The 24,951-nt window shown below is 73.3% G+C and carries 24 protein-coding genes and 1 pseudogene; 9 read left to right on the top strand and 16 right to left on the bottom strand.

The window, feature by feature from the left end; translation table 11 throughout:
- Window positions 1-3: 3 nt before the first annotated feature.
- From EV376_RS22980 to EV376_RS22990, 3 genes are all read right to left on the bottom strand, one after another.
- Entirely contained in the window at window positions 4-1,473 is a 1,470-nt protein-coding gene (locus EV376_RS22980) for a GTPase domain-containing protein (protein ID WP_130326455.1), read from the bottom strand.
- A complete protein-coding gene (locus tag EV376_RS22985) occupies window positions 1,470-3,326 on the bottom strand; it encodes a dynamin family protein (protein WP_486482764.1) in 1,857 nt (618 codons plus the stop codon). Before EV376_RS22985 ends, EV376_RS22980 begins: the two co-directional genes overlap by 4 nt.
- Window positions 3,327-3,435: 109 nt before the next feature.
- A complete protein-coding gene (locus EV376_RS22990) occupies window positions 3,436-4,350 on the bottom strand; it encodes an IniB N-terminal domain-containing protein (protein ID WP_130326457.1) in 915 nt (304 codons plus the stop codon).
- A 297-nt stretch (window positions 4,351-4,647) separates the two neighbouring features.
- Here EV376_RS22990 and EV376_RS22995 point away from each other — a divergent pair, with 297 nt between their 5' ends.
- The 5 genes from EV376_RS22995 to EV376_RS23015 all read left to right on the top strand — a co-directional run bounded on the left by EV376_RS22995 (window position 4,648) and on the right by EV376_RS23015 (window position 11,422).
- Complete coding sequence (locus tag EV376_RS22995; protein ID WP_130326459.1) at window positions 4,648-5,895, top strand: Hsp70 family protein; 1,248 nt, start codon at window positions 4,648-4,650, stop codon at window positions 5,893-5,895.
- A gap of 5 nt (window positions 5,896-5,900) precedes the next feature.
- Entirely contained in the window at window positions 5,901-8,435 is a 2,535-nt protein-coding gene (locus EV376_RS23000) for a helix-turn-helix domain-containing protein (protein ID WP_130326461.1), read from the top strand.
- The gene (locus EV376_RS23005) at window positions 8,432-10,291 is read left to right on the top strand and encodes a nitrate- and nitrite sensing domain-containing protein (protein WP_130326463.1); all 1,860 of its coding nucleotides are present in this window, start codon (window positions 8,432-8,434) and stop codon (window positions 10,289-10,291) included. The genes EV376_RS23000 and EV376_RS23005 overlap by 4 nt, the downstream gene beginning before the upstream one ends.
- Window positions 10,269-10,646 (top strand): DUF742 domain-containing protein, encoded by a 378-nt coding sequence (locus EV376_RS23010; protein WP_130326465.1) that lies wholly within the window; start codon window positions 10,269-10,271, stop codon window positions 10,644-10,646. The genes EV376_RS23005 and EV376_RS23010 overlap by 23 nt, the downstream gene beginning before the upstream one ends.
- 89 nt (window positions 10,647-10,735) lie before the next feature.
- Window positions 10,736-11,422, top strand: a complete 687-nt coding sequence (locus EV376_RS23015; protein WP_130326467.1) for a cellulose binding domain-containing protein — start codon at window positions 10,736-10,738, stop codon at window positions 11,420-11,422.
- Window positions 11,423-11,484: 62 nt separating this feature from the next.
- Here the strand turns inward: EV376_RS23015 and EV376_RS23020 are convergent, their stop codons facing one another.
- Window positions 11,485-12,000, bottom strand: a complete 516-nt coding sequence (locus tag EV376_RS23020) for a M23 family metallopeptidase (RefSeq protein ID WP_130326469.1) — start codon at window positions 11,998-12,000, stop codon at window positions 11,485-11,487.
- A 256-nt stretch (window positions 12,001-12,256) separates the two neighbouring features.
- Between EV376_RS23020 and EV376_RS30540 the strand changes: the two genes are divergently transcribed.
- Window positions 12,257-12,433, top strand: a complete 177-nt coding sequence (locus EV376_RS30540; protein WP_207228634.1) for a hypothetical protein — start codon at window positions 12,257-12,259, stop codon at window positions 12,431-12,433.
- A 126-nt stretch (window positions 12,434-12,559) separates the two neighbouring features.
- Here EV376_RS30540 and EV376_RS31015 read toward each other — a convergent pair.
- Window positions 12,560-12,691, bottom strand: a pseudogene (locus EV376_RS31015) (helix-turn-helix domain-containing protein); the annotation flags it as partial.
- A gap of 199 nt (window positions 12,692-12,890) precedes the next feature.
- Here EV376_RS31015 and EV376_RS31020 point away from each other — a divergent pair.
- Entirely contained in the window at window positions 12,891-13,022 is a 132-nt protein-coding gene (locus EV376_RS31020; RefSeq protein ID WP_486482765.1) for a hypothetical protein, read from the top strand.
- A gap of 154 nt (window positions 13,023-13,176) precedes the next feature.
- Here EV376_RS31020 and EV376_RS23035 read toward each other — a convergent pair whose 3' ends face one another.
- The gene (locus EV376_RS23035; protein ID WP_130326471.1) at window positions 13,177-13,635 is read right to left on the bottom strand and encodes an Lrp/AsnC family transcriptional regulator; all 459 of its coding nucleotides are present in this window, start codon (window positions 13,633-13,635) and stop codon (window positions 13,177-13,179) included.
- 93 nt (window positions 13,636-13,728) lie between these two features.
- On the opposite strand from EV376_RS23035, the gene EV376_RS23040 reads away from it, so the two are divergent.
- Entirely contained in the window at window positions 13,729-14,580 is an 852-nt protein-coding gene (locus tag EV376_RS23040) for an LLM class flavin-dependent oxidoreductase (RefSeq protein WP_130326473.1), read from the top strand.
- Complete coding sequence (locus tag EV376_RS23045; protein ID WP_130326475.1) at window positions 14,577-15,002, top strand: nucleoside deaminase; 426 nt, start codon at window positions 14,577-14,579, stop codon at window positions 15,000-15,002. The genes EV376_RS23040 and EV376_RS23045 overlap by 4 nt, the downstream gene beginning before the upstream one ends.
- Before the next feature lie 59 nt (window positions 15,003-15,061).
- Here the strand turns inward: EV376_RS23045 and EV376_RS23050 are convergent, their stop codons facing one another.
- The 10 genes from EV376_RS23050 to coxB all read right to left on the bottom strand — a co-directional run bounded on the left by EV376_RS23050 (window position 15,062) and on the right by coxB (window position 24,945).
- On the bottom strand, window positions 15,062-16,210 hold the full coding sequence (locus EV376_RS23050; RefSeq protein ID WP_130326477.1) for a hypothetical protein: 1,149 nt from the start codon (window positions 16,208-16,210) through the stop codon (window positions 15,062-15,064).
- A gap of 105 nt (window positions 16,211-16,315) precedes the next feature.
- On the bottom strand, window positions 16,316-18,043 hold the full coding sequence (gene qcrB, locus EV376_RS23055) for a cytochrome bc1 complex cytochrome b subunit (protein WP_207228326.1): 1,728 nt from the start codon (window positions 18,041-18,043) through the stop codon (window positions 16,316-16,318).
- Window positions 18,040-18,903 (bottom strand): Rieske 2Fe-2S domain-containing protein, encoded by an 864-nt coding sequence (locus EV376_RS23060; RefSeq protein ID WP_130326479.1) that lies wholly within the window; start codon window positions 18,901-18,903, stop codon window positions 18,040-18,042. Before EV376_RS23060 ends, qcrB begins: the two co-directional genes overlap by 4 nt.
- A complete protein-coding gene (gene qcrC, locus EV376_RS23065; RefSeq protein ID WP_130326481.1) occupies window positions 18,900-19,688 on the bottom strand; it encodes a cytochrome bc1 complex diheme cytochrome c subunit in 789 nt (262 codons plus the stop codon). Before qcrC ends, EV376_RS23060 begins: the two co-directional genes overlap by 4 nt.
- Before the next feature lie 3 nt (window positions 19,689-19,691).
- Window positions 19,692-20,078 carry a c-type cytochrome gene (locus tag EV376_RS23070; protein ID WP_207228328.1) on the bottom strand — a complete coding sequence of 129 codons (387 nt, stop codon included), beginning with the start codon at window positions 20,076-20,078 and terminating at the stop codon, window positions 19,692-19,694.
- Window positions 20,075-20,980 (bottom strand): cytochrome c oxidase assembly protein, encoded by a 906-nt coding sequence (locus EV376_RS23075; protein WP_130326483.1) that lies wholly within the window; start codon window positions 20,978-20,980, stop codon window positions 20,075-20,077. Before EV376_RS23075 ends, EV376_RS23070 begins: the two co-directional genes overlap by 4 nt.
- Window positions 20,968-21,369 (bottom strand): hypothetical protein, encoded by a 402-nt coding sequence (locus tag EV376_RS23080; protein ID WP_130326485.1) that lies wholly within the window; start codon window positions 21,367-21,369, stop codon window positions 20,968-20,970. Before EV376_RS23080 ends, EV376_RS23075 begins: the two co-directional genes overlap by 13 nt.
- Window positions 21,369-21,989 (bottom strand): cytochrome c oxidase subunit 3, encoded by a 621-nt coding sequence (locus EV376_RS23085; RefSeq protein ID WP_130326487.1) that lies wholly within the window; start codon window positions 21,987-21,989, stop codon window positions 21,369-21,371. The genes EV376_RS23080 and EV376_RS23085 overlap by 1 nt, the downstream gene beginning before the upstream one ends.
- A complete protein-coding gene (gene ctaD / locus EV376_RS23090; protein WP_130326489.1) occupies window positions 21,986-23,914 on the bottom strand; it encodes a cytochrome c oxidase subunit I in 1,929 nt (642 codons plus the stop codon). The genes EV376_RS23085 and ctaD overlap by 4 nt, the downstream gene beginning before the upstream one ends.
- 8 nt (window positions 23,915-23,922) lie before the next feature.
- Window positions 23,923-24,945, bottom strand: coding sequence for a cytochrome c oxidase subunit II (coxB, locus tag EV376_RS23095; protein WP_130326491.1), 1,023 nt, complete (start codon window positions 24,943-24,945; stop codon window positions 23,923-23,925).
- Window positions 24,946-24,951: the final 6 nt, after the last annotated feature.

Consider the following 24,951-nt stretch of genomic DNA (forward strand, 5'->3'; position numbering starts at 1 on the left):
GCCTCACCGCCCGGTTGCCGCCAGTGTTGCCAGCATGCCCTCGCAGCTGCGCACGACGACCTGGGCCCCGCGCCGTTGAACCAGGCTGAGCAGGGGGTCCTCGGCGCGGTCCCGCCATCGCCAGTGCGCCTCCGCCGCGGCCTGCCAGAGTTGGTGCATCGGCGCGTTGTGCTCGAAGCCGAGCCGGGCGGCCAGGCCGGCGCCGTCCCCGCCCACCAACCGTCGCGCCTCCGTCGCCAGATCGGCGTCGAAGCCGAGCCCGGGGCCGGGCAGCGCGGCCAGCAGGCGCAGCTCCTGGAACTCGTGCGCGCCGGCGAGGATCCGCTCGATCGAGCCGAGCAGTTCCCCGGTGCCGGGGCCGGGCTCGGCGCGCACGAGTTCCTCGAGGGCGACCAGGACGCTGCGTGCTTTCAGCGTTTCCCGCTGGTCGATGAAGAACCGGCTGATCGCCTCCCGCAGCTCGGCCAGGCCGCTGCGGCGGATGAGCTCCGCCGAAAGCTTCGCCCGGCTGTCGCAGCCCGTGCGTACCAGGGTCGTCGCCAGTCGAACCCCGAACAGCCTGAGGCGGTCCAGCAGCGCGGCGCGCTGCGCGGCGTCCACGCGCGCGGGCGGGTCGACGCGCAGGAAGCGGTCGGCGGAGAGCAGGTGCCACTCCAGCTCCGGACGGGGCACGCGGGCCAGTTCCGCCAGCGCGGCGAACTCGGCTTCGGTGAGCGACCGGCCGGCGAGTCCGACCACGCCGCTGCAGGGCAGGACGGTCAGGCAGAGCGCCGCGATCCCGGTGTCGCGGTGCAGCCGCCGGGCGACCTGGCGGGCGGTCAGCAGGGCGTCGATCCGGCCGCCGCCCATCTCGTCCGCCCGGGACAGGACCAGCATCGTGTTCACCGGCGCGGCCTGCCCGCAGGCGCTGTCCCGGGCGGCGCGCAGCGCCCGCAGGTCGGAGCTCCGACCGTCGCGGCTCAGGTAGAGCACCGCGTCCGCCTCGCGCAGCACCCGGTCCAGCACCGCTGCGCGGCCGTGTTCCCTCGGAGCGGTGACCGGTGGCGTGTCGATCAGGGTGAGCTGCCGCAGCGCCCGGGTGGGCCAGCGCACGACGACGTCGCGCAGTTCACCCGCCCGCCAGCCGGCCAGGTCCACCCGCATCCCGGTTGCGGACTTGACGACTCCCAGCTCCTGCGGGGGATAGTTGGCCGAGTACGCGGTCGCCTGCGGCCGGGCCCCGTCCTGGTACCAGGTGAAGAACGTGTCGCCGGCTGCGCCGTCAACCGGCGCCACCTCCTCACCCATGATCGCGTTGAGGAGCGTGGACCTCCCGGACCGCCACGGTCCCGCGATCGCCACGCGCAGCGGCTGCTCCAGCCGGGCCAGCTCCTCCTGTAGACGGTCGGACATCCACGGGAGCTGCCGGTAGAGCTGGAGCGCCCGGTGCAGCAGACCCCGCACCGTCTCGTCCAGAGGTGTCCCGGCCGTCACGGCAACCGCTCCAACGGCGCCGACGCCGGCCGGCCCGTCGTCAGCTGCTGGGCCTGCTCGTAGAGGGCCGCCAGCCGGGTCATCTTCAACCGGGTCTCGCGCTGCCGCTGGTCGCGGACGGCCGCGTCGGTGTCGGCCGCCTGCTTGGCGCTGCGTAGCGACCGGATGATGGCCTCCTGCAGTTCCTCGGTCAGCGCCGCGAAGTGGTCCCGCAGCATCCGCTGTACCTGTCGGGCGGTGTCGCGGCAGTCGCGGGTCGTGCGCACGAAGAAGTCGTCCACGTGCCGCTGGACGGCGCCCTTCACGGTGGACTGTCGCTTGCGGAGCAGCTGCCGGCTCTCGTCGTGGATGCTCTTGCCGCCGAACAGGGCACCGGCGCCGATCGAGACCGGGTTGATCATCGGCATGCCGGCCAGCGTCATCGCCAGGCCGAACATCAGCAGGCCGCCATAGGAGCCCTTCATCCCCGTCATGAGCTTCTGCGTGGCGGTGAACCGGTCGACGCGCGGGCGCTCCAGCTCCGGCGGCCGGCCGGCGAGGTGCTGCGACACCGCCATGGACCACGGCGGCAGGACGTCGTGGCCGTAGCGGGCGAACTGGGCGGCCACCCGGCGGGCGACCCAGTCGCACCGGTGGACCAGCCATTCCCGGTTCGCCTCGGCCGCCTCGACGAGGCTGCCGTCCAGCCATTCCTGGAAGGTGTCCCAGGCGACCAGGGGGTCGGCGGCGTCGAACGCCTCGTCGACCGTACGCATGATCTCCCGGGTCCGGTCACGCAGGTCGTACTCGAGGTCGGAGATGAGGTCCGCCATCTCGTCGGCGAGGGTGTTCTGCCAGCGCGTGGAGCACCGGCGCAGCTCGTCGACCTCCCGCTGGGCGGCGTGCAGCCGGGACAGCGGCGCGGAGTCCCGCTCGGTGTCCCGGCTCTCCAGCTCGGCGCGCAGCGGCGCGGCCAGCTGCTCCAAGACCGTTCGGGCGGTCAGGCCGACCGCGGCGGGGGCCAGCCGGTCAGGTTTGCCGGCCAGGTCCCGGCACAGCCGGGCGATCAACGCCGGGAAGCCGGACTCGGCGTTGAGCACGCGGTCCTCGGTGGCGGCCGCCCGCAGGCGCAGCGCGGCCGAGACGGGGATCAGCGGGGCGGGGATGCCCGCGTCGGCGAGGTGCGTCCGGTTCCGTTCGGCGACCGCCCGCCAGTCCGGCACCAGATCAGTCCGGGTCTGGATCACCACCACGTTCGGGTGCGACCGGGTGACGTGCAGCAGCAGGTTGAGTTCGGTGACCGAAAGCTCCCGGGTCGAGTCGGACACCAGCAGCACGGTGTCCGCCCGGGCCAGACCGGCAGCGGTGACCCCCGTGCCGATCGCGGTCACCTCGTCGGCGCCGGGCGTGTCCACCAGGACCAGCCCGGCCTTGAGCAGGTCGCGGGGCAGTCCGATCTCGACGTACGCCGGGCCGCCTGCGGCGTGCCGCCCGAGCGTGCCGGCGACTCCGGCGGCGACCCGGTCCAGCGGCACGGGCGTCCGCTCGACGCTCGCCGGCGCGGCACCCATCACCGGCCGCGCGGTGGCGGCCGGTTCCTCAACGACCGCGGCCGATGGCGTCTCGGCGTACCCGACGACGGTCGGCAGGGCGGTGGTGGCGCCGTCTCCGACCGGACATACCGGAGCGTTCAGGATGGCGTTGACCAGTTGGCTCTTGCCCTGCTTCGGCTCGCCCACGACCAGCACCCGTAGCGTCGGATCCAGCAACTGGACCCGCTTGCGCCGGACCGCCTGGAGCAGGTCGCCCCGCCCGTACGCCTGACACGTACGGCCGATCTCGTCCAGGACGTCCAGCCAGATCCCCGAAATCACCGCAACAAGTGTGCTGATTTAACGGCAATTATCAAGAGGGATCGGAAAAGCGCCGGGTGAAGGGCCGGACCGGGACGGCCGGTCCGGCCCTCGGTGCCGGGCAACCCGGTCAGAGCAGGCCGTCCAGCAGGCCTCCGCCGGTGGTGGCGCTGGCACCGCCGGTCACACCGTCGTCGCCGCTCACGTTCGCGCCGAGACCGGCGTCCACGCCACCGACCGTGCCGGTCACGCCGGACAGGACACCGTCGACCTGCTGCGTGACGCCACCCACCGTGGACGGCACGTCGACCGGCACCACGCCGCTCACCGTGCGCTCGAGGCCAAGACCGCCCAGGGTGTCGTCGACGCCGAGCGAGTCGACGACACCGTCCACCTGGGCCCGGGTACCCGGCAGGACGCCGCCCAGCTCACCGCCGAGCAGGCCGTCACCGCCGAGCAGGCCGTCGCCGGCGTACCGCCCGTACTCGGCGGAGCCCAGCGTGCCGTCCGCGGCGCCCACGGTGCCGGTCACGTCACCGACCACCGGATCGGCGACCGTGTCGACGGCGCCGACGACATCCGCGTCCAGGGTGTGCGTCACGTCGTGCACGCCGGTCAGGTCGGTGGTGACGCCGGCCGGACCGACACCCAGGCCGATCCCCGGCAGCACCGTCGCGCCGACGGACACCGAGCCCGGGTCGATCGCGATGGCCCCCAGCACGCCCGCCTTGACGTCCACCCCGCTGTACGAGGTTCCGACGCTGATCTGCTGCGTCACCGCCTGCAGCTGGCCGACCACGTCGGTCGCGTCGGTCACCAGCGGATCGATGCCGAGTTGCCCGGTCGTCGTCGGCAGTGGAGCGAGACCCTGCACCGGGGCGTAGTCCACCACCAGCGGCACGACGTCCTGGACGTCGGCGGCGGTGATGTCGGTGAGGCCCGCCGCCTGCAGCGCACCCTCCGGGTCGAGGTCGAAGGCGGCCCGGGCATCGGGGTCGGTGAGCAGGTTGAGTACGAAGTCGTGCAGGGTCTGGTGCGAGTCCATGTGCCAGGTTCTCCTCGACGTAGCGTTGCAGGACGATCGTTCGCCGACAGCGACGATAGGAACGGGAGCCGGAGCGGGACATCGGGGACGAGCCCGCAACCCGGCCGGCGACACCGGGGGTCCCGACCCTCCCCCGTTAGGGGGACAGGGGGATTCGATGCGGCCAGAGTTAGGGTCCCGATGCCGGAGTGATCTCTGGTACGAACGTAGGAGCCCCCGGGTGGTCACCGGGGCGGGCCGTCCGGTGCACCGGCACCGTCGACGTCAACCGGGCCAGCTCGCGCCGGAAAGAATCGAATGCCGTACGTCCTGGGAATAGACATCGGAAACACGAACACGATCGCCGCCGTCGCCCGACGGCAGGGCTCCACCTGGGCGCGCCCCGAGGTGGTCGCCCTGGACGCCCGGTCGACGAGCGTGCCGTCCGTGCTGCACCTGACGGTCGACGGTTCACTCACCGTCGGTGAGCCCGACCGCCCGGATCCCAGCCGTACCGCCCGCTGTTTCCTCCGCCGGGTCGGCGACCACGTGCCCCTGCTCCTCGGCGGAGAGGCCTGCCCCGCGCACACCCTGACCGCCGTGCTGGCGGCGTGGGTGGTGGAACGGGTGTCCGAACTGGAGGGCGGCCCGGCGGACGCCCTGGTGCTCGCCCACCCCTCGGCGTGGGGTCCGCACCGCCGGGAGTTGCTGCGCCGCGCGCTGCGCGACCTCGGGCTGCACCACGTGACGTTGCTGCCGCACGCCGTGACCGTAGCCGAGAGCCACGCCGCCCGGGGATTCGCAGGCGGCACCGCCGCCGTGTACGCCCTCGGCGGGGAGACGTTCGAGGCGACGCTGGTCCGGCGCACGCCGTACGGCACGTACGAGACGTTCGGCCGGCCTCAGGCGCTGGACACGTTCGGGGCCGTCGACTTCGACGAGGCGCTGGCCGACCACGTACGCGCCGTCCTCGCCCGGGACCTTGCCGCCCTCGACCGGCGCGACGCGCCCGCCACGCTGCGCACTCTGCCGCCGCAGTGCGAACTCGCCCGGCGCGCGCTGAGCCTGGACGCGCACACCGACGTGCTGCTGGCCCTGCCGGCGGGCACCGTCCGGGTGCCGGTGACCCGGCCCCAGTTCGAGGCCATGATCCGGCCGGCCGTGCAGGCGACGGTCGACCTGCTGGTCCACGCGGTCCACGCCGCCGGCCTGGCCGCGGCGCAGCTCGACGGCGTCCTGCTCACCGGCGGCGCCACCCGGACTCCGCTGGTCGCCGCCCTGCTCGCCGGCCTCGGCGTCCCGGTCGAGATGGAACCCGAACCCCACCACACGACCGCCGTTGGAGCGGCGCTCGCCGCGTGCCAGGTGAGCGCGCCGGCACCCCGACCCGCCCCGGCACGCGAGGAGCCCCCCGACGGCGCCCGGTACGCCGTGCCGCGGGACGACGACCACCATCCGACGTTGCCGGACGAACCACCACCCCGCCCGCCGATCCGGACCGCTCCGCTGGACCTGCCGAAGGCGTCCCGGCTCACCCGGATCAGGACCCGCGGACGCGAAGGATGACCAGAATGATCACGAGCAGCACCATCGCCTGGCGCCCCGTGCCGGGTACCGCTGCGCACGCCCTGCTCGACGCGGCCGCGGCCGACCCGCACGCACCGTTGGCGCTCGCGCTGACCGCGCCGGGCGGCCACGGGAAGACCTTCGTCCTGCGCGAGCTGGCGCGGACCTACCGCCGGGCCGGCGTCCCGGTCCTGACGTCCGTGCCGGAGCCGGGCACGCCGGTCGAGCCGGTGACGGTGCTCCTGATCGACGACGCCCATCTGCTCGACGATTCCCACCTGCGCACGCTCCGGGGCCTCGCCGACGCGAACCACCGCCTCGCGGTCACGCAGCGGCCCGGACCCTGGCGGGCGGACCTGTTCGAGCTCACCGAGACGCTGCGGCGGCGGGGGTCGGCGCCGCTGCTGGCTCCCTTCACACCGGAACAGACGGCCGCCTGCCTCGCGGCCGTGCCCGAGGTGGACCGGCAGCCCGACCTTCCCGACGTCGTACACCGAGAGACCGGCGGCGTGCCACGCGACGTGGCCCGACTGGTCCGCGCGCTGAGTTCGGAGGCGGGCGCCGCGGGCCAACCGCCCCGGTCCGCTGTGCTGGAACTCGGCCCCGACCTGGCCGCCGTGAGCGCCGACGCCCGCCGACTCCTGATCGCCCTCGCCGCCGGCCCGACGGTGCCGGTGGACCTGCTGGCCGACCTGCTCGACCGGGCCCCAGAGGCGGTGGACGACCTGGTCGCCGAGGCCGCGGCGGCCGGCCTCCTCGGCCCCGACCAGCAGGTCACACCCCTCGTTCGACGGGCCGTCGTCGCGCTCGCCCCCACCGCTGAGCGGACCGCCGTGTGGCGCCGGTTGACCGAACTGCAGCTCGCCCGGGGCGGCCCGGTGCTGCCCACGGTCCGCGCCATCGCACCGGTCGGTGGCAGGCAGGTCTGCCCGGCACCGGTGCTGACCGCCGCCGCCGAGGAGGCACTCGCGACGGAGCCGGCGCTCGCGGCGGAGCTGCTGGCCACGGCCACCGCTGCCGGGCACCCCATCCCCGCCCGCCAGGCCTTCGCCGCCGCCCTCGCGGGTGACCTCGACGCCGCCCTCCGGCTGGCCGACCGACTGCTGGCCGGCGCCGACCCCTCCGAACGCGCGGAGGCCGCCCAGGTCGCCGCCACCGCGCTGGCCCACCGCGGCCAGGTACGCCGCAGCGTCGAGCTGTACCGGTGGTCAGGCAACCCGTCCTCGGTCGCGTTCGCCGCGGTGGGCGCGCTCGCCACCGGCCGGCCGGCGGCCGAGTTGCCCCCGGTGGACGACCCCGCAGCGCCGCCCAGCCTGCACGGCAGCGCCGCCCGGCTGATGGCCGAGGGGGTACGCGACAGCCTCGACGGTCCGCCCACCGCCGCGCTGTCCACGCTGGTACAGGCCGCGGCGTTGCTGGAACCGGACGGTCGCGCGCTGCTCCTTCCGGACAGCCCGGCCGCTCTCGCCGCGTTGACCGGGCTGCACTGCGGTGAGCTGGACATCGCGGAGGGGGTCCTGGACCGGGCCGTGGCCAGCGGCGTCGGCGGGCCGCTGATGGTGCCCCGGCACCGGCTCCTGCAGGCATGGATCGCGATGCTGCGCGGCCGCACCCTCGCCGCCGCCGACGCGCTGGCCGAGGTCGCGGCCGGCCAGTCGCTGGAGTCGCGGGACCTGCTCTTCGCCGCCGCCCTGCAGCTGGGCGTCGCCCGGCGCAACAGCGACCTCGCCGGGCTGCGGCGTGGTTGGGAACGCGCGCTGGAGGCGGTCGTCCGGCACCCCGTCGACCTGTTCACCCTCCTGCCGCTGGGTGAGCTGGCCGTCGTCGCGGCCCGGCTCGGTGACCTGCCCCGGCTGGAGCCGTACCTGCGCGAGGCCCGGGATCTGCTCGCCCGGCTCGGTGACCCGCCGCTGTGGAGCACACCGTGGCACTGGAGCGGGCTGCACGCCGCGATCCTGGCCGACCAGCCCGTGGCCGCCGACGAGCACGTGGCCGCGCTACTGGCCACGGCCGACCGCAGCCGGTACGCCGCCGTGGTAGCCGCCGCCGCCGCGAGCTGGGTCGACGTGCTGCGTGGTGCGGTCGACCCGGCCCGGGTGGAGACGGCCGCCCGTGGCCTGCACGACGTGGGCCTCCGTTGGGACGCGGCCCGGTTGGCCGGTCAGGCCGCCATCCGCACCGCCGACCGGCGGGCGATGACGGCGCTGCTGGAATGCGCCCGGATGTTCCAGGAACGACCGGTCGGGCCGCGGAACGCCCCGGAGGGCGACCGGACGGGTACGGAGGTCGCCGGGCCACGGCACCGCCTCAGCGAACGCGAACAGGAGGTGGCGGAGCTGGTGGTCGCCGGCCTGACCTACCGCGAGATCGGGGATCGGCTCTTCATCTCGGCGAAGACGGTGGAACACCACGTGGCCCGGATGCGGTCCCGGCTCAACTGCGCCAACCGCGCCGAGCTGCTGGCCCTGCTGCGTACCGTCGTGGCGGACCGCTCGAGCAGCGCCGCCGGGCGGTTCTGGCCGCAGCGGAGCGCGGGATGATCCGGCCGCCGGACCGACCGGTCCGCACGCGTCTGCTCGCCATGGTGGCCGTACTGCTCGCACTCTGGTCCTACGCCGCGTACCTGACCAGCCGCGATACCGCCGACCTGCTGCGGGTTCGGGCCCTCGCCGCGGACGTGGGGCAACCCGCCGACCGGTTGATCCTCGCCCTGCAGATCGAGCGCCGGCTCACCGTCGCCGCGATCGCCCGGGCGCAGGCACCGGGTGCCCTCGCCGACACCCGCGCCGCCACGGACCAGGCGGCGGCCGTGGTCGAGGCCGGCCGGGACAGTGTCGGCGTCCGGCTGCTCGACGGCGGCGAAACCCGGCAGCGGGCCGACGACCTCGTCACCCGGCTCCGCGACCTGACCGGCCTCCGGTCCCGGATCGACGCCGGCGAACTCGACCGGGCCGCGGCAGCCGCCGGCTACGACGAGCTGGTCGACGCGGCGTTCGCGGTCTACGAGCCGGCGTGGGGCACGAGGGAGAGCGGGCTGGCGGCGGAGAGTCGGGCGGTCGTCGCACTGGCCCGCGCCCGCGAACTGCTCGCCCGGCAGGACACGCTGCTCGCTGGCGCCCTGGTCGACGGGGTCACCCCGGCGGACCGGCAGCGCCTGACCGGGCTCGTGGCCACCCAGCGGTATGCCCGCGCCGAGGCCGCCGCCGACCTGCCGGCCGAGGGGCGGGACGACTACCGACGCCTGGTGACCGGCCCGGTTTTCGACGGTCTGCGCACTGCCGAGGAACGGCTGACGGGTTCCGGGACCGAGCTCACCGAGCAGACCTGGCGATCCACCGTGCAGCCGGCGCTGGACGGGCTCGACCAGGTGGTGCGCAGCACGGCCCGGCACAGCGTCGAGCGCGCCGGCGTGGACGCCGCGATCGCGCTTGGCTGCGCCGGCGCCGTGGTCGGGCTCGGCCTGATCGCCGTGCTCGCGGTGCTCTGGAATGTCGCCCGCGCCGTACGGCTGCGCACCGGCCCGGCGTCGGACCCGAGGGAGCCGTTCCTCCGGCTCACCCAACGTAACCAGGCCCTGCTGCGCGCGCAGTTCGATCTGCTGGATCAGTTGCAGCGCCGCGACCGCGCCCCCGACGACGAGGCCGACCTCTTCCGCCTGGACCATCTTGCCACCCGGATCCGGCGGAACGTGGAGAAGCTGGTGACCCTGGCCGGCGGCACGCCGGCCCGGCGGTGGCGACGGCCGGTGCCGATGCTGGACGTCGCCCGGGGAGCGATGGCCGAGGTGCCCGGGTACGAACGGGTGCTGGTCGCGCCGCACTGGCCGTGGGAGCTGGCGGGACCGGCCGTCACCGACGTCGTCCACCTGCTGGCCGAGCTGATCGAGAACGCCCTCGCGTCCTCACCGCCGAACACGGCCGTACGGGTCGCCGGGGTTCCGGACGGCCAGGGCTGCCGGGTCGTCGTCGCCGACGACGGACCGGGCCTGACGGCCGAGCTGCACGCCGAGCTCGAGGCGCTGTTGGCCGCGCCTGCGGCGCAGGCGCCGCCCGGTTGCGCCGGCCTGCACGCCGCCGCCCTGCTGGCCGCCCGCTGTGGCGCCACGATCTCGCTGCGGCCGGGTGGGCGCGGCGGCACGGAGGCGGTCGTGTTCCTTCCCGCGTCCCTGGTCACCCCGGTCGGCGGGCCTGCCCGTGCGGCCGGGGACCCGCCGCGGCCAAAGGACCAGGAGCCCGAGCCCGAGTCCGACCAGTTGCCGAACCGGAGCCGGACACCGGCCGGGGGCGCCGGCCCGGAAACGATCGAGTTGCCGGCCGCTCGGACGGGGGACGCGCCCGTCGTGCCGGCTCCGACGGTCATGAACGGAGACGCCGGTGGATCGCGACGGAGACCCTGAGGAGGCGTGGTACGACGAGGCCGCCGGGCCGGTCGCCCGGCCGTACACGCTGACCCGCGGTCGGACCGCGCCCCCGGGCCGGTTCGACCTGATCTCGCTGGTCGTGGCCCGGCGGGACGCGACGGTGCCGGCGGGGCTCCTCCCCGAGCACCGGGAGATCCTCCGGCGCTGCCCGCAGCCCCTGTCGGTGGCCGAGATCGGCGGGGTGCTCGACCTGCCGCTGGGCACCGTCCGGGTGCTGCTCGGCGATCTGGTGGACGCCGGGCTCGTCGAGACGCTCGACCCGTCGGCGCTCGCCGAGCGGCCCTCGATGGAACTACTCGCGGCGCTTCTCGCCGGACTTCGCTCGCTGTGAAGGACGAGGACCGGGAGCGCGGGACGCCTCCGACGGACGAACTGAAGGGTTGAGGGTTGTCGGCATCACCGCGCGAGCCACGGCGGACCGTGGCCATCATCATTCTCGACTGGCTCGTGGCCAGGGCTGGCTCCGCCGCCCGCGTCCTGGGCGGGCTGGACGGCTCGCGGGCCGCCTGGGTCGCCGCCGCAGCGTCGCTGGGCGTCCTGGTCGCGACGGCGGCCTCGATCGTCCTGGTCCTGCGTACACCGGAACGCCTGGCTCCGGTGGCACTCGAGCCACCGGCGGCTCCGGTGATCGTGAAGGCGCCCCCCGCCGGCACGCCGGGTCGGGAGGCGCGACCGACCGCCACGAGCCCCACGCCAGCGCCCACGGCCAGCCCCACGTCACCGCCGGCGCGGGCGGCCGCCGCCCCCGACACGCCGTCGCCGACGGCCGCGACCGCAGCGCCCCTGACCGCCGCGTTCACCGTCACGGACACCGCCCTGCTCAGCTATGGAGCCGCGGTCACCATCGACAATCCGGGACACGACGCCGCCCCGCACTGGACGCTGGTGGTCACCCTGCCGGCGGAGTCCCTCGACGTCACCGCCGTCGAAGGTGCGCGGGCGAGCCGCGACGGACCGACGTGGACCTTCGTGCCGGACGGACCCGCCAACGAGGTGACCGACGCCGGCTCGCACCGGGTGTCGTTCCGGGTAGGTGGCTCCGCCATCAGCTCGCTGCCGGTCGCCTGCACGATCGACGGTGTGGCCTGCGCAGGGCTCCGCACGTGACCCGGTCCGGTCGGCAACCGCTCCGTCTCAAGGCCGACGCCGCCGTGCCAGTCGGTCGGTGATCAGCAGCCGACGGTACGCGTGTAGTTCCGCGTCCCGAAGTAGAGAGCCAGGTTGCCGCTGAAGCGCACCTTGATGTCGTTGCCGTTCAGGCGCTGCTCGTAGTGCAGGTGCGACCCGGAGGAGCCGCCGCTGTTGCCCACGTACCCGATGGTGGTGCCGTAGCCGACGGACTGGCCGACCGAGACGTTGAACCCGCTGAGGTGGGCGTAGTAGGTGGTGTACCCGTTGCCGTGGTTGATCCGCACGTACCGGCCGTAGCTGGTGTTGCCGAGGTTGGCGACCACGTCCACCGTGCCCGGGGCGCTGGCCTTGACCGGATCACCGTGGTCGTTGGCCCGGTTGAAGTCGATCGCGTACTGCGGGCTGTGTGTCGTGCGGGTCTGACCGGACCACGTCTGGTTGCACGGGAAGGGCGTCCGGAACGACGGCGCGGCGGCGGCGGGCGACGCCGGAACCAGGAACGCGGCGGTCGCCAGCAGGGCGACGCTGAGGAAACTTGTCAGGCGGGAGCGCATCGAAAAACCTCCACGTTAAAAACCTTCGATATTTTCTCCGGATGGTGTCAGAAAGCTCCGATGATCGAAAGACCGTCAGCGCGTCGAGCAGTGGGTGGCAGCCAGCGACATGGCCCGCAGCGCCGTTCGATTGACCGACCCCTGTGGCGATCCCGCTACTTGCCGCCGGGCGTGTAGGCGGCCAGGACCGTCTCGGAGATGAGACGCGGGCGTCGGCAGGATCCAGTCGCCCCTTGGCCACGTCGATGGCCGCCCCATGCATGATGTGGTGCAGGACGCTGGTCAGCCAACCGGCTGGGAGATCGACTCGGAAGACCCCTTCGGACTGACCGCGGCGGATCAGGTCGTCGACGCGTTGCGCGGGTTTCGCGTGGAGTTCCTGCACCCGTCCGGGCGGCAGCGATACCTGCGCCGCCTCGAGGACGGCGCTTGACCGGGCGAGCAGCAGCCATTTCGAGCCGATCAGAACCCTCAGTGCGTCACGAGGGTCCCCGGTGAGGTCCAGGCTTGCCAACACCTTGTCCCCCTCGGCCAGCACGCGGGTCAGCGCGGCCTCGACCAGGGCGTCTCGCGACGGGAAGTGCCCATACAGCGTCACTCGGCCAACCCCGGCCACCTGGGCGATCTCACTGACGCTCGCGGCGGCGTCACGGGTCAGGCTGGCGACCGCCGCTTCCAGGATCTTCTCCACGTTCTGCTGCCCTGTGGGAGGGGACCCTGGCCATGGTCACCGGGGTCAGCCTCGCCGCCGCCGGCACCGGCACCGCCTTCGTCGTCGCCTCCGCCACCGCACTCGGCCAGGTTCAGCCGCACGAATCCGGTCTCGCGTCCGGAATCGTCAGCACCTTCCACGAGTTCGGCGCCTCCTCGGTGCCGCACTCGTATCGAGCATGGCCGCGGCAAGCATCGCCGGTACCAGCACGGAGGGCTTCGCACGCGGCTTCACCACCGGCGCCATCATCGCCGCCACCTCCGCTGTTCTGGCATTCATCCTCACCCCGACCGTCCGCGCCACCGACTGACCTTCAGGTGGTCGCCGAGAGCTACCCTCCCACCGGCGACCCGCCAGCAAGCTGCCAGCTTCTTCCCCCGTCAGCCCACCTATGGCCGCACCAGGCCCAGCCGGCGGCGCCTCTGCGGTCGTTCCCTCGCTGCAGAGGCGTCGGCATGCCGGGGTCACGAGGAGGGCGGTGTCCGGCGCGGGCCGCGATAGGGCAGGGTGGCGCTGTAGACCACGTTGGTGGTGGTGCTGCCGAACTCAGCGAGTTCGTCGACGACCTGTTCCAGGTGTGCCATCGACGTCGCGGCCACCTTCAGGACGTAACAGTCGTCTCCGGTGGTGCGCAGGCACTCCAGGATCTCCGACCGTCGCTCCAGTAAGCAGTGCAGCGGCTCGTGCCGACTGCCGGGATACTTCAGCCGGACCACCGCGAGCACGGCGAAGCCCGCCTTGGACAGGTCGACCTCGGCGCGGTATCCGCTGATCACACCGCTCGCCTCCAGCCGCCGAACCCGTTCGCTGGTGGCCGATGCGCTCAGCTGGACCCGCCGGCTGAGCTCGGTGATGGGCAGGCGGCCGTCGCCCTGCAACTCTGCCAGGATGGACCAATCGATAGGGTCAAGATTCCCGGCCATCGGGCTAATCTACCGGCGGATCCACGGCAAAGGCCAGCGACGGCCGGGAACATGGTGTTCCACCGTGGGTGTGCCGCGACTAGCCTGGGACCCGTGCAAATTGGTGTGAACGTACCTAACTTCGCCCCGGGTACCGACCCCGATCTGCTGCGACGCTGGGCGCAGACGGTCGAGGGCATCGGCTTCGACCTGCTGATGGTCTCCGATCACATCGCGGTGACGCCGGACGTGGCCGAGAAGTATCCAGCGCCGTTCTATGAGCCGTTCACCACGCTGTCCTGGTTGGCCGGGGTGACCCGCCGGGTCCGGCTGGGCACCACGGTGCTCATCGTCCCGTACCGGCATCCGCTGCTCACCGCCCGGATGGCGGCGAATCTCAACCGACTCAGCGGCGGCCGGCTTGTCCTCGGCGTCGGCGTCGGCTGGGCCCGTCAGGAGTTCGAGGCGCTTGGCGTGCCGTTCCGGCGCCGCGGCGCGCTGACCGACGAGTATCTGCACACGATGCGCGACGCCTGGCGGAACACCGACGACTATGACACGGCCACGATCCCGATCTGGGTCGGCGGCAACAGCGACGCCGGCATCCGACGCGCGGTGTTGCTCGGTGACGCCTGGCACCCGCTGCGGGTTACGCCCGGATGGCTGGCGGACGCAGCCGGGCGGCTGAAGGCCACCGCCGACGACCTGGGCCGCCCGGCGCCCGCGTTGACGCCGCGCATCAAACTCCGGGAGACCCCGGAAGCGATCACCGCTCCGGACCGGCTCGCCGGTGTCGGCACCATCGACCAGATCATCGCCGACATCGACCAGATCCGCCTGCTCGGCGCGGAAACGGTGGTGCTCGACCCGTACAACGACGACCTGACCGAGATCCGCCAGCCCGAGCGGGCCTGGCAGACCCTTGCGGCCGTGGCCGCGCACCACAAGTCCCAGGAGGATCGATGACGCCCGACGACGAGACCTTTCTCCGCCGTGCCGTGGAACTCGCCAGCCGGGCCGGGGCGTCCGGCGAACGGCCGTTCGGCTCGCTGCTGGTCAGCGCGGACGGCACGGTCCTGATCGAGGACCACAACACCGTGGTGTCCGACGTGGACATCACGGCGCACCCGGAACTCAAGCTGGCTCGCTGGGCTGCCCGGGAGCTCGCCCCCGAGGTGGCGGCCACCACCACCATGTTCACCAGTTGCCAGCCCTGCCCGATGTGTGCGACCGCGATCGACCGGTCCGGCCTCGGCCGGGTGGTGTACGCCCTGTCCGCCGAGCAGTTCGAGGAGCTTAAGCCGCCTACCGCGCCCCTGCCCCCGGTGCGGTACGAGGGGCCAGCGCTGTTCGACGAGGCACGCCAGCCGATCGACAACTATTACTAGACGTGGAACCTGCCGGCGGGGCCGCCGCCGACGTAAGCCCATAGCAGGGTCGGAGGCCGCTATCCGGCCCGCAATGCGAGCTGGTCGAGGTGCGGCAGCGCGACATCCAGCTGCCGAGTGCGGGCGGTCGCCGCCTCGACGGCGTGCAGCCGGCCGCCGCCTGCCAGCACGAACAGCCACCGGCCGTCCGGCGACCAGACCATTTGCTGCTGCGGGAAGAATCCCGGATCCAGCGGCAGGTCCACGGTGTCGCTGCGCCCCGAGCCCAGGTCGAGCAGGTGGATCCGGGGCTCGCGGGGCCCGGTCACCAGCATGGCCGCTCGTGTCCCGTCCGCCGAGGTCAGCCCGGCGCTGAGATCCGCAACGTCCGGTCCGAGCCGCACCGCGTGCCGGCCACCGGTGCGCTGCTCGATCAGCACCGTCCCGCACCGCAGGCCCGCGTCGCACTCCCGAGCCAACCAGTGTCCGGCCCCCACGGCGAGCACGTCACCGGTGGTGATCCGGCGCACGCCGTCCGGGCGCAGCGTGTACGCCCCGCTGGTCGCGCTCACGAGCGGGTACCCGCCGCCGTCCGGCTCGGCGAAGCCGTTCGTCCCGCGCGGCAGTGCGAGCGACTCGTTCGTCGGTCGGCCGTCGAACCGGACCCGGAGCATCCGCTCGCCCACGTTGTCGCTCACCCAGACCGACGTGGGGTCCGGGCCGGGCAACATGGGTCCACTGTGGGCCAGGCCGGCGGTCGCCTGGGCCGCCGGGCCGCCGTCCGGCACCACATAGCCGGGTACCGCGTCGAGCGGCCGGACCACCACCCGGTCCGGGCCGGCCAGAAAGCTGACCGGCCCGCTACTGCTCAGCGTCGGTACGGCGGTGGTGGTGATCCGGCCCTGGGCGAAGTCGACGCGGACGACCACGCCCGGTCCCCGGCCGTACAGCTGCCAGCCGGCGTCGATGCCGAGCAGCGGGCGGCCGACCTCGGTGACCACCGGCGCGGTCGCGGTGGGGGTCGCCGGCGGCGCCGCCGCGGTCGCGGACGGCGACCTGGTCGCCGGCGGTGGCTCCGGTTGGTTGTCGACGTTGCTACGCGCGTAGATGGCCAGAGCGACGCCGGCGACGAGCACCAGGGGCAGCCACCTCCGCCACGGGCGCCGGGGGCGGTCGTCGCGGGGCGCACCGCCGATCTCGATGATGTCGGCGGGAGGGTCGTCGGCCATCACCCGGCCATCATCCTCGCCCCGACGCCGCCGGTCATCCCCCATGGTGCGGTCGTGCGGCGGGCGTGCGGTTGCGGTGCGTGCGCGCCGTGATCGTGGAGGCGTTCACTGCTCCTTTCCGGGTCCGTGTGTGTCGCTGTCCTGTCGCCAGCGGCGGTCCCGCCGGCGCTCGATCAGCGCCGCGATGAGCAGCGACCCGGCGGCCGCCGCGCGCCCCCAGCGGCGCAGCGCCACCCGGACCGTCCGGGCCGGCGGCGGGGGCGGCACCGGCACCACCACCCGGTCCACACCCGGGTACGCCAGCCCTGCGGCCTCGACCGCTTCCTCCTCCGATCTGACCGCCCGGTTGTTGATGAGGGTCAGTCCGGCCTCGTTCCGGTAGCGCCACCGCCACACGTCCTCCTCCGGCCACAGCTCGATCCGCTCTCCCGGCCGGTGCAGTGCGGGGACCTCGGGTTCGTCCTCGCCGGCGGGGCGACGGGGCGCGGGGCGCACCGCGCGGCGCAGGTCGGCCCGGGTGAGGTCGCCGAGCGAGGCCGCCTCCGCGCGACGCAGCGCCCGGGCGATGAGGAACGCGACCGCACCGGTCAGCGGCGGCAGGACGAGCGCCAGGACCCGGAACAGCGACAGCAGATCGTAGACCGGCACCCGGAGCAGCCGGGCGAGGATGTCGTCGCCCGCGGCCACCACGAGGACCAGGTAGAAAGTCAGGGCGGCCACGCCGATGCCGAGCCGGACCGGGTGGTCCCGGGGCCGGTCGAGCAGCTGGTGGTGGCGGCGGTCGCCGGTGCGCAGCCGTTCGGCGAACGGCCACAGGTAGAGGGCGACGAAGGTCAGCCCGCCGAGGACGACGCCGGGGAAGAACGGCTGCGGCACCAGGTATCCGCCGATGCGGAACTCCCACGACGGGAACAGACGCAGCGCTCCGTCGCCCCAGGCGACGTACCAGTCGGGCTGGGCCGGTGAGGTGGACTCGGCCGGCTCGAACGGGCCGTACAGCCAGACCGGGTTGATCTGGACCAGCCCGCCGAGGGCGAACAGCACCGCCAGCAGCCAGAGGAAGAGAGCGAGCGAGCGTAGCGCGTACGCCGGCCAGAACCGTGATCCGACCACGTTGTGCTCGGTACGGCCCGGACCCGGGAACTGGGAGTGCTTCTGCCGCGCCACGATGGCCAGGTGCAGTGAGATGAGGGCGACGAGGACGGCCGGGACGAGGAACACGTGGGTGACGAACATCCGGGGGATCATCGCGTCGGAGGGGAACTCGCCACCGAGGGCCAGCGCGACCAGCCACGTTCCGACCAGGGGAATGGACTCCACCACCGAGGTGATGATCCGGAGACCCAGTCCGGAGATCAGGTCGTCGGGCATCGAGTAGCCGGTGAAGCCGTTGGCGAGGGCGAGCGCGAGCATGGTCACGCCGATCAGCCAGTTGAGTTCGCGCGGCTTGCGGAAGGCCCCGGTGAAGAAGATCCGGGCCAGGTGCACCACGATCGCCGCGACGAAGACCAGGGCGGCCCAGTGGTGGGTCTGTCGGATCAGCAGGCCGCCGCGCACGTCCCAGCTCAGCCGCACGGTGGAGGCGTAGGCGGCGGAGGTGGTCGAGCCGTCCAGCGGGGTGTAGGCGCCCTGGTAGACGCGGTCGGCGGAGCTGGGGTCGAAGAAGAAGGTGAGGTAGGTGCCGGTGAGGATCAGCGCGACGAAGGAGTAGAGGGCGATCTCGCCCAGCATGAACGACCAGTGGTCGGGAAAGACCTTCGCCAGTGCCCGGCGGGTGGGCGGGGAGAGCCGGAGCCGGTCGTCCAGAGCGCGGGCCAGGCGGCCGGTGATCATGGTCTGCTCCAGAATCCGGCGCCGGGTGGTGCGGTGAAGTCGCTGGTGGCCCGGAGGAAGCCGTCCGGGCCGACCTCGATCGGCAGTCCCGGCAGCGGCCGCGCTGCGGGGCCGGCGACCGGCCGGGCGTCGGCCAGCAGGTCGAACGAGGACTGGTGGCAGGGGCAGAGCACCCGGTCGGCGCCCTTCAGGTAGATCCGTACCGGGCAGCCGGCGTGAGTGCAGAGCAGCGACCAGACGACCAGTCCGCCCAGGTGTCCCCCGGCGGGCGGGCGGGTGAAGCGTTCCGGGTCGAGGCGGACGGCGAACGCGGGGGCGTCCGCAGCGTCGGCGTTTCCCTCCGGGAAGACCCCGACCAGCGTGTCGGCGGGTACGTCCGCCGGCCGCAACGGTCGTCCCTGGTTGTCGACCAGCCGGACGCCGGGCCCCCACGGGGTGTCCTTCAGGGTCCGGGGCGGGCGGGGGCGGTCCCACGGGAGCAGGGAACGCAGCGGGAACAGCGCGGCGACGCCGAGGGCGGTCAGCGCGAACCCGAGCGCCGCGAGCAGGCCCCAGCGGCGCGTCGGGCTGTCCGGCGCGTGGAACACGGACGCGGTCATCGCCTGTTCGCGCGGGGGCGGGGCGAAGCCTTCGTGCTCCTCGACGTATCCGGCGGACGGCACCAGCCGTCGGCCCCAGACCGCGAGGCCCACCGCCAGGCCGGCGAAGGCGACCGCCAGGCACACCCCCTCCCACCGGGTGTCGCCGCCGAGCCCGTATGTCACCGCGAAGCCGACCGCGCCGGCGGTGCTGACCAGGAACGCGCTGGCGATCCGCCGGCTCGCGGACCGCTCGGCCTTCGACGGGGTCCGGCCTGTCACTCGCCTGCCCTCCGGCCCAGCCACCGCGCGGCGGCGACCAGCAGCCCGAGCACCGCCAGCCAGGCGACGAGCCCCTCCACCATCGGGCCGAGCCGGCCGAGCGGGTTGCCGCCGGCGTCCAGTCGCTCGCTGCGCAGCCGTCGCACGTAGCTGGTCAGGTCGTCCACCTGCCGGTCGGTGAGGACCTGGTTCGGGAAGGCCGGCATCAGGCCGGGCCCGACGCGGACCGCCTCGGCGACCTGGACGGCGGAGGCGTCGTACAGCGGCGGCGCGATCCAACCGTTGGTGAGTATGGCGCCTGAGCCGGTCGCTCCGTGGCAGGGCGCGCAGTTGGCGGCGAAGAGTTCCCGCCCGGAGACCACGTTCCCGGGCGCGACCTGGGGAATCTGCGGGCCGCCGCCGCCGAAGCTGGCGACGTGGCCGACCAGCGCCGAGATCTCCTCGGCGGAGAGGACGGGCGGTCGGCGGGTGGCCTGGTGCACCTCCCGCGACGCCGGCATCCGGCCGGTGGAGAGCTGGAAGTCCACCGATGCGGGGCCGACGCCGACCAGCGACGGTCCCTGCTGCGTCCCCTGCCCCTGTGGGCCGTGGCAGCTCGCGCACTGTCTCAGGTAGAGCTGCGTGCCCGGGTCGTGGGCGGGGGTGGTGCCGGTCGGGGCGGGGGTGGTGGGGTTCGGTGCGGGCGCGAGGGCCACCGGACCCAGGGCGAGCACCAGCACGAACCCGACCGCGAGGGCGCGCCGTGGGTGCGGGGCGGGCAGGGTCACCGTTCGTCGTCGCCGCATCGGTCAGTCCAGGGTGTAGAGGTACGCGGCGATGTCCTGCGCGTCGAGCGCGCTGACGCCCAGCTTCGGCATGGCGGTGCCCGGCTCGACGGCCTGCGGGTCGATGATCCACCGTTGCAGGTTGTCCGCGTTGTTGGGCAGTTCCCCGGCGATGTAGGAACGGGCGCCGAAGCGGGTCAACGGCGGCCCCACGAGCCCGTCGGCCCGGCTGATGCCGGGAATGGTGTGGCACGAGCCGCAGCCGTACTGGGCGATGAGTTGGGCACCGCGGTCCGGCCGACCGGCGCGGGATTCGGGCGGTGGTGGTGGCGGCGTCGAGGCGCAGCCGGTCGCGGCGACGAGCGGCAGCGCCCCCAGCAGGGCGCTCAGCATCCGCAGACGACGGCTCACCGCATCATCCCTTCCGTCGTGGTGGTTGTCGCCGGCGTGCCGTGCGGCGGCGCGCCGACCAGGTGGTCGGGGCGTTCCCGGTCCAGGCGCAGCAGCCAGCCGAGGAAGATCGCCAGCGTCGCCACCAGCACGGCCAGGTCCATCGGCGCCCACATCAGCAGGCCTGCGAGCTGCTGGTCGGCCAGCGGGTCGGGGGCCAGCACGCGCGCCGGATAGACCGGTTCGGGGGCGAAGGTGAGGGCCGCGCCGAGGGCGGAGGCGGGCAGCATGGTGCCGATCAGCAGCAGCACCGACACCGGCGCGGGAGCGCGGTGCCGCGCCGGGCCGAGCAGGGGCGCCCACAGCAGCCAGGCCGCGGCCACCAGGGTCAGGTGCTCGACCGCGTGCAGGACCGGGTGGTTGACGGCGGCGACGTACGGGCCGGGCAGGTGCCACAGCCACAGGACCAGGGTCTGCGCCGCTCCGGCCAGCAGGGCGTACCGGATCGGGCGGCGCAGCCGGCGCACGGGGGCCGCGGTCCGCCAGCGGGCCAGCAGCCGGCGCAGCGGCCGGGGTGCGGTCAGGGTGAGCGGCAGTCCGGCCGCGCCGGCTGCGAGCAGCGGGCCGGCCACCAGCAGAAGCAGCATGTGCTGGGTCATGTGGCCGGCCAGGGAGGACTCCGCCAGCCGGTGTACCGGCCCCTGGTCGGCGGCCAGCACGACCAGCAGCCCGGCACCGAACGCGGCCACCCGCCAGGCAGGCACGACCCGGCCGGGGCCGCGTCGTGCCCACAGTTCCTGCACCCCACGGCCGTAGCCGGCCGCGAGCAGGCACAGCACGGTGATGGCCAGCATGGCCAGCAGGCCGTCGGCCACGTCGCCCGGGCCGGGCCCGTGGGCCCGGTAGCCGCTCAGCCCTGGCATGGCGGGAACACCAGCACGGCGGCTCCACCGAGCACGATGATCGTCAGGAACAGCAGGTTGGCCCAGACGCCCACCACGGCGAGCAGCCAGGAACGCTCGATGGCCCGGTCGTCGGTGCCGGCCGACCGCGCCCGCGTGGTGCGCCGCCAGGCCAGGGCGGCGACCAGTAACGATCCCAGGGTGGCCAGGCCCGGGACCAGGACGGCGATGCCGAGCGCCGGTCCGAGCGGCACGCCGGCGATGCGCTCGGAGCGGGTGGCGCAGGCGAGTTCGTCCAGGCTCCAGGCGGCGATCAGGTGCACCGCCCAGGCGATCGCGCCGCCGAGTACGCCGTACCAGAGCAGCAGTCCGCCGGTCAGGCGGGCACGTGGGCCGGGTGGTGCGGTCATCACAGTCTCGGGGAGAGGTAGATGGTGAAAAGGATGGCGACCCAGACGATGTCGACGAAATGCCAGTAGATCGCGGCGTTGCGGACCTGCTCGTGGCGGTGGGCGCCGAAGCTGCCGCCGCGCAGGGAGGCGGCGAGCAGCCACCCGATCATCGTCAGCCCGACCAGGACGTGCAGGCCGTGGAAGCCGGTGGTCACGTAGAACAGTGAGCCGTAGACGTCGGTGGTCATCGTGTAGAGCCGCAGATCTTCGCGGTACTCGATGACCAGCAGGCCCAGGAAGGCCAGTCCCATCACCAGGGTCGCGGCGAGGCCGGCGCGCAGGCGCCACCGCTGGCCCCGCCGGATGCCGTGTTCCGCCCACACCACGGGCAGGCTGCTGGGCACCAGCACCGCGGTCATCACCAACGGGATGAGCAGCTCGGGTTTGTCGATGCCGTCCGGCGGCCACTGGGATCCGTGCTGGAAGCGGAGGTAGTAGTAGCTGCCGAGCAGGCAGGCGAAGAGGGTGGCCTCGGTGGCCACGAACATCACCATGCCCCACCAGCCGGTGGATCGGCCGACCGGCAGTTCCGTGGTCAGCGCCTCGACGCCGGTGGCCGCCCCGCCCCGAACGGTCATGACGCGATCCCGAGTTCCTCGTCGGGTCGCCGCGGCGGCCAGAGCCACACCGCGATGGTCGCCGCCGCCATCAGCAGGGCGGCGACCGCGATCGGGTACGCCCCCAGCAGCAGGGCGGTGAAGAAGGCCAGGAGCGCGCCGGCGAGCACGAGCGGCTTGAACGTCGGCTCCGGCATCTGCGCCGCCCGCTCGGGGCGCGCGTCCAACTCGCTGGTGATCAGCGTACGGCGGCCTTCGCTGAGGATGCGGTCGCCGCTGGCGTGCGTGGTGGTCGACTCGGCGGTCCGCTCGTCCCAGGTCGGGTGGAGGCTGTGCACGCGCGGGATGACCGGGAAGTTGTACGGCTCGGGGGGCGATGCGGTGGACCATTCCAGGCTGTCGCCCTCCCACGGGTCCGCCGGCGCCGGCCGGCCGCGCCGCACGGCGTGCACCACGCCGATGAGCACCAGCAGCAACCCGAGCGCGAGCAGGTACGACCCGATGCTGCTGACCAGGTTCCACCCGTTCCAGCCCAGGTCGCCGGGGTACGTGTAGACGCGCCGGGGCATGCCGAACAGGCCGTACAGGTGCATGGGGAAGAACGTGACGTGCATGCCGATGAAGACCAGCCAGAAGGCCCACCGCCCGAGCCCTTCGTGGTACATCCGGCCGGTGATCTTGGGCAGCCAGTAGTAGATGCCGGCGATTATCGGGAAGACCGCCCCGCCGATCAGGACGTAGTGGAAGTGCGCCACCACGAAGTACGAGTCGGTGACCTGCTGGTCGAACGCGGTCAGCGCGAACATCGCGCCGGTGAAGCCACCGAGCACGAAGGTCACCAGGAACCCGATGACGAACAGCAGCGGCACCCGCAGCACCAGCCGGCCGAGCAGCATGGTGGCCAGCCAGGCGAAGATCTGGATTCCGGACGGGATGGTGATGATGCTGCTGGCGGCGCTGAAGAAGCTGTAGGACAGTTGGGGCAGCCCGGTGGCGAACATGTGGTGCACCCACACCCCGAAGGAGATGATCGCGATGGCCACGATGGACAGCACGATCAGGGCGTAGCCGACCACGCCCCGGCGGGTGAAGGCGGGCAGCACCGCCGAGACGATGCCCAGCGCGGGCAGCACGATGATGTACACGTCGGGGTGCCCGAAGATCCAGAACAGGTGCTGCCAGAGCAGCACGTTTCCGCCGCCGGACGGGTCGAAGAAGTGGGTGCCGAACCGGCGGTCGAGGAAGAGCATCGCGTTGTCCGCGTTCAGTGCGGGCAGCGCGAAGACCACCATGAACGCGGTGGCCACGATCGCCCAGACGAACAGTGGCACCCGGTTGAGCGACATCCCCGGTGCGCGCAGCTTGAGTGCGGTGACGATGAAGTTGATCGCGCCCGAGGTGGTCGAGATGCCGAGGAAGAGCAGGCCGAGCGCGTAGACGTCCATGTGCAGGCCGGGGTTGTGCTGTTCCTGGTTGAGCGGCGCGTAGGCGAACCAGCCGTTGTCCGGCGCCGCCCCGAACGGCAGGCTCGCCCACATGAACAGCCCGGCGAAGAGGAACCCCCAGTAGCCGAAGGCGTTCAGCCTCGGGAAGGCCATGTCCCGGGAGCCGATCATCAGTGGGACGAGGAAGTTGCCGAAGCCGAACAGCATCGGCGTGGCGAACAGGAAGATCATCGCCGTGCCGTGCATCGTGAACAGCTGGTTGTACTCCTGCGGCGACACCACGCCCGCCTCCGGCCGGGCGAGTTGGGTACGCATCACCAGGGCGCTGAGCCCGGCGAGGACGAAGAAGAACGCGGCCGTGACCAGGTAGCGCCGGCCGATCTTCTTGTGGTCCACGGTGGTGAACCAGCCGCGCAGCGACCGCGGCTCGTCCCAGTGCTCGGTGAGCCGGGCCAGGTCGTCCCGGCCGATGCCGGGCGGCGTGCTGGTGGTCGTCGACATGCTGGCGCCTACTCCAGCGACCGCAGGTAGGCGATGAGGTCGGGCAGCCGGGCGGCGTCGACCGGCTGCGGGGGCATGGCGTTGCCGGGCTTGGCGGTCTGGGAGTTGGCGATCCAGCCGCCCAGGTGCCCGGCGTCGTTGGGCACCGCGCCGGCGCCGAGGCTCCATCGCGAGCCGACGTCGGACAGGTCCGGCCCGACCCGCCCCTGCGCGCCGGTGCCCCGCACCGTGTGGCACGCGGCGCAGGTGCCCTGCACCAACGTCTGCTGGCCCCGCCGTTCGGCGTCGGTGCGGGGCGCCCGGGCCGGGGCGTCCAGTCGGGCGCGCCAGGCGTCGAAGTCGGCGCGGTCCTGGGCGACCACGAGGAAGGCCATGTGGGCATGCTGCGTGCCGCAGTATTCGGCGCACTGGCCGCGGTAGCTACCGGCCTGCCGGGCCTCCAGCCAGGTCTCGCGGGTCTGGCCGGCGATCAGGTCCATTTTCGGCATCAGCTGCGGCACCCAGAAGCTGTGCAGCACGTCGTCGGTGCGCAGGCGCACCTTGACCCGCTCCCCCACCGGAATGTGGATCTCGTTGGCGGTGGCGCCGGACGAGCCCGGGTAGCGCACCTCCCACCACCATTGGTGGCCGGTGACCTCGACGGTCAGTGGGTCCCGGCCCGGACCGGCCCCGAGGGCGGCGAGGTCTCGCAGGCCGACGCCGTAGACGGTCACGAGGATGAGGAACGGCACTCCGGCGCCGGCGATGGTCACGAAGCGCAGCGGCTGGCCGTGGCGCACCCGCGCGGCGCCCCGCCGGAACACCAGCGCCCAGGCAAGCAGCGCCATGACCTCGGCGAACACCGCCACCGAGATCCAGAACAGCAGCCACCAGAGGCCGCTGACCCGCGCCGCTCCCGTACCGCCGGGGTTCAACGCCGACGGGCTGCCGCCGGAGCAGCCGGCAAGCAGCAGCAGACCGGGCAGCAGCGGCAGCAGGGATCGGCGCTGCCACCGGGCCGGGCACGAGCTGGTCTGTGCCGCCGTCTTCACCGGGAG

This window comes from Micromonospora sp. CNZ295, assembly GCF_004217535.1.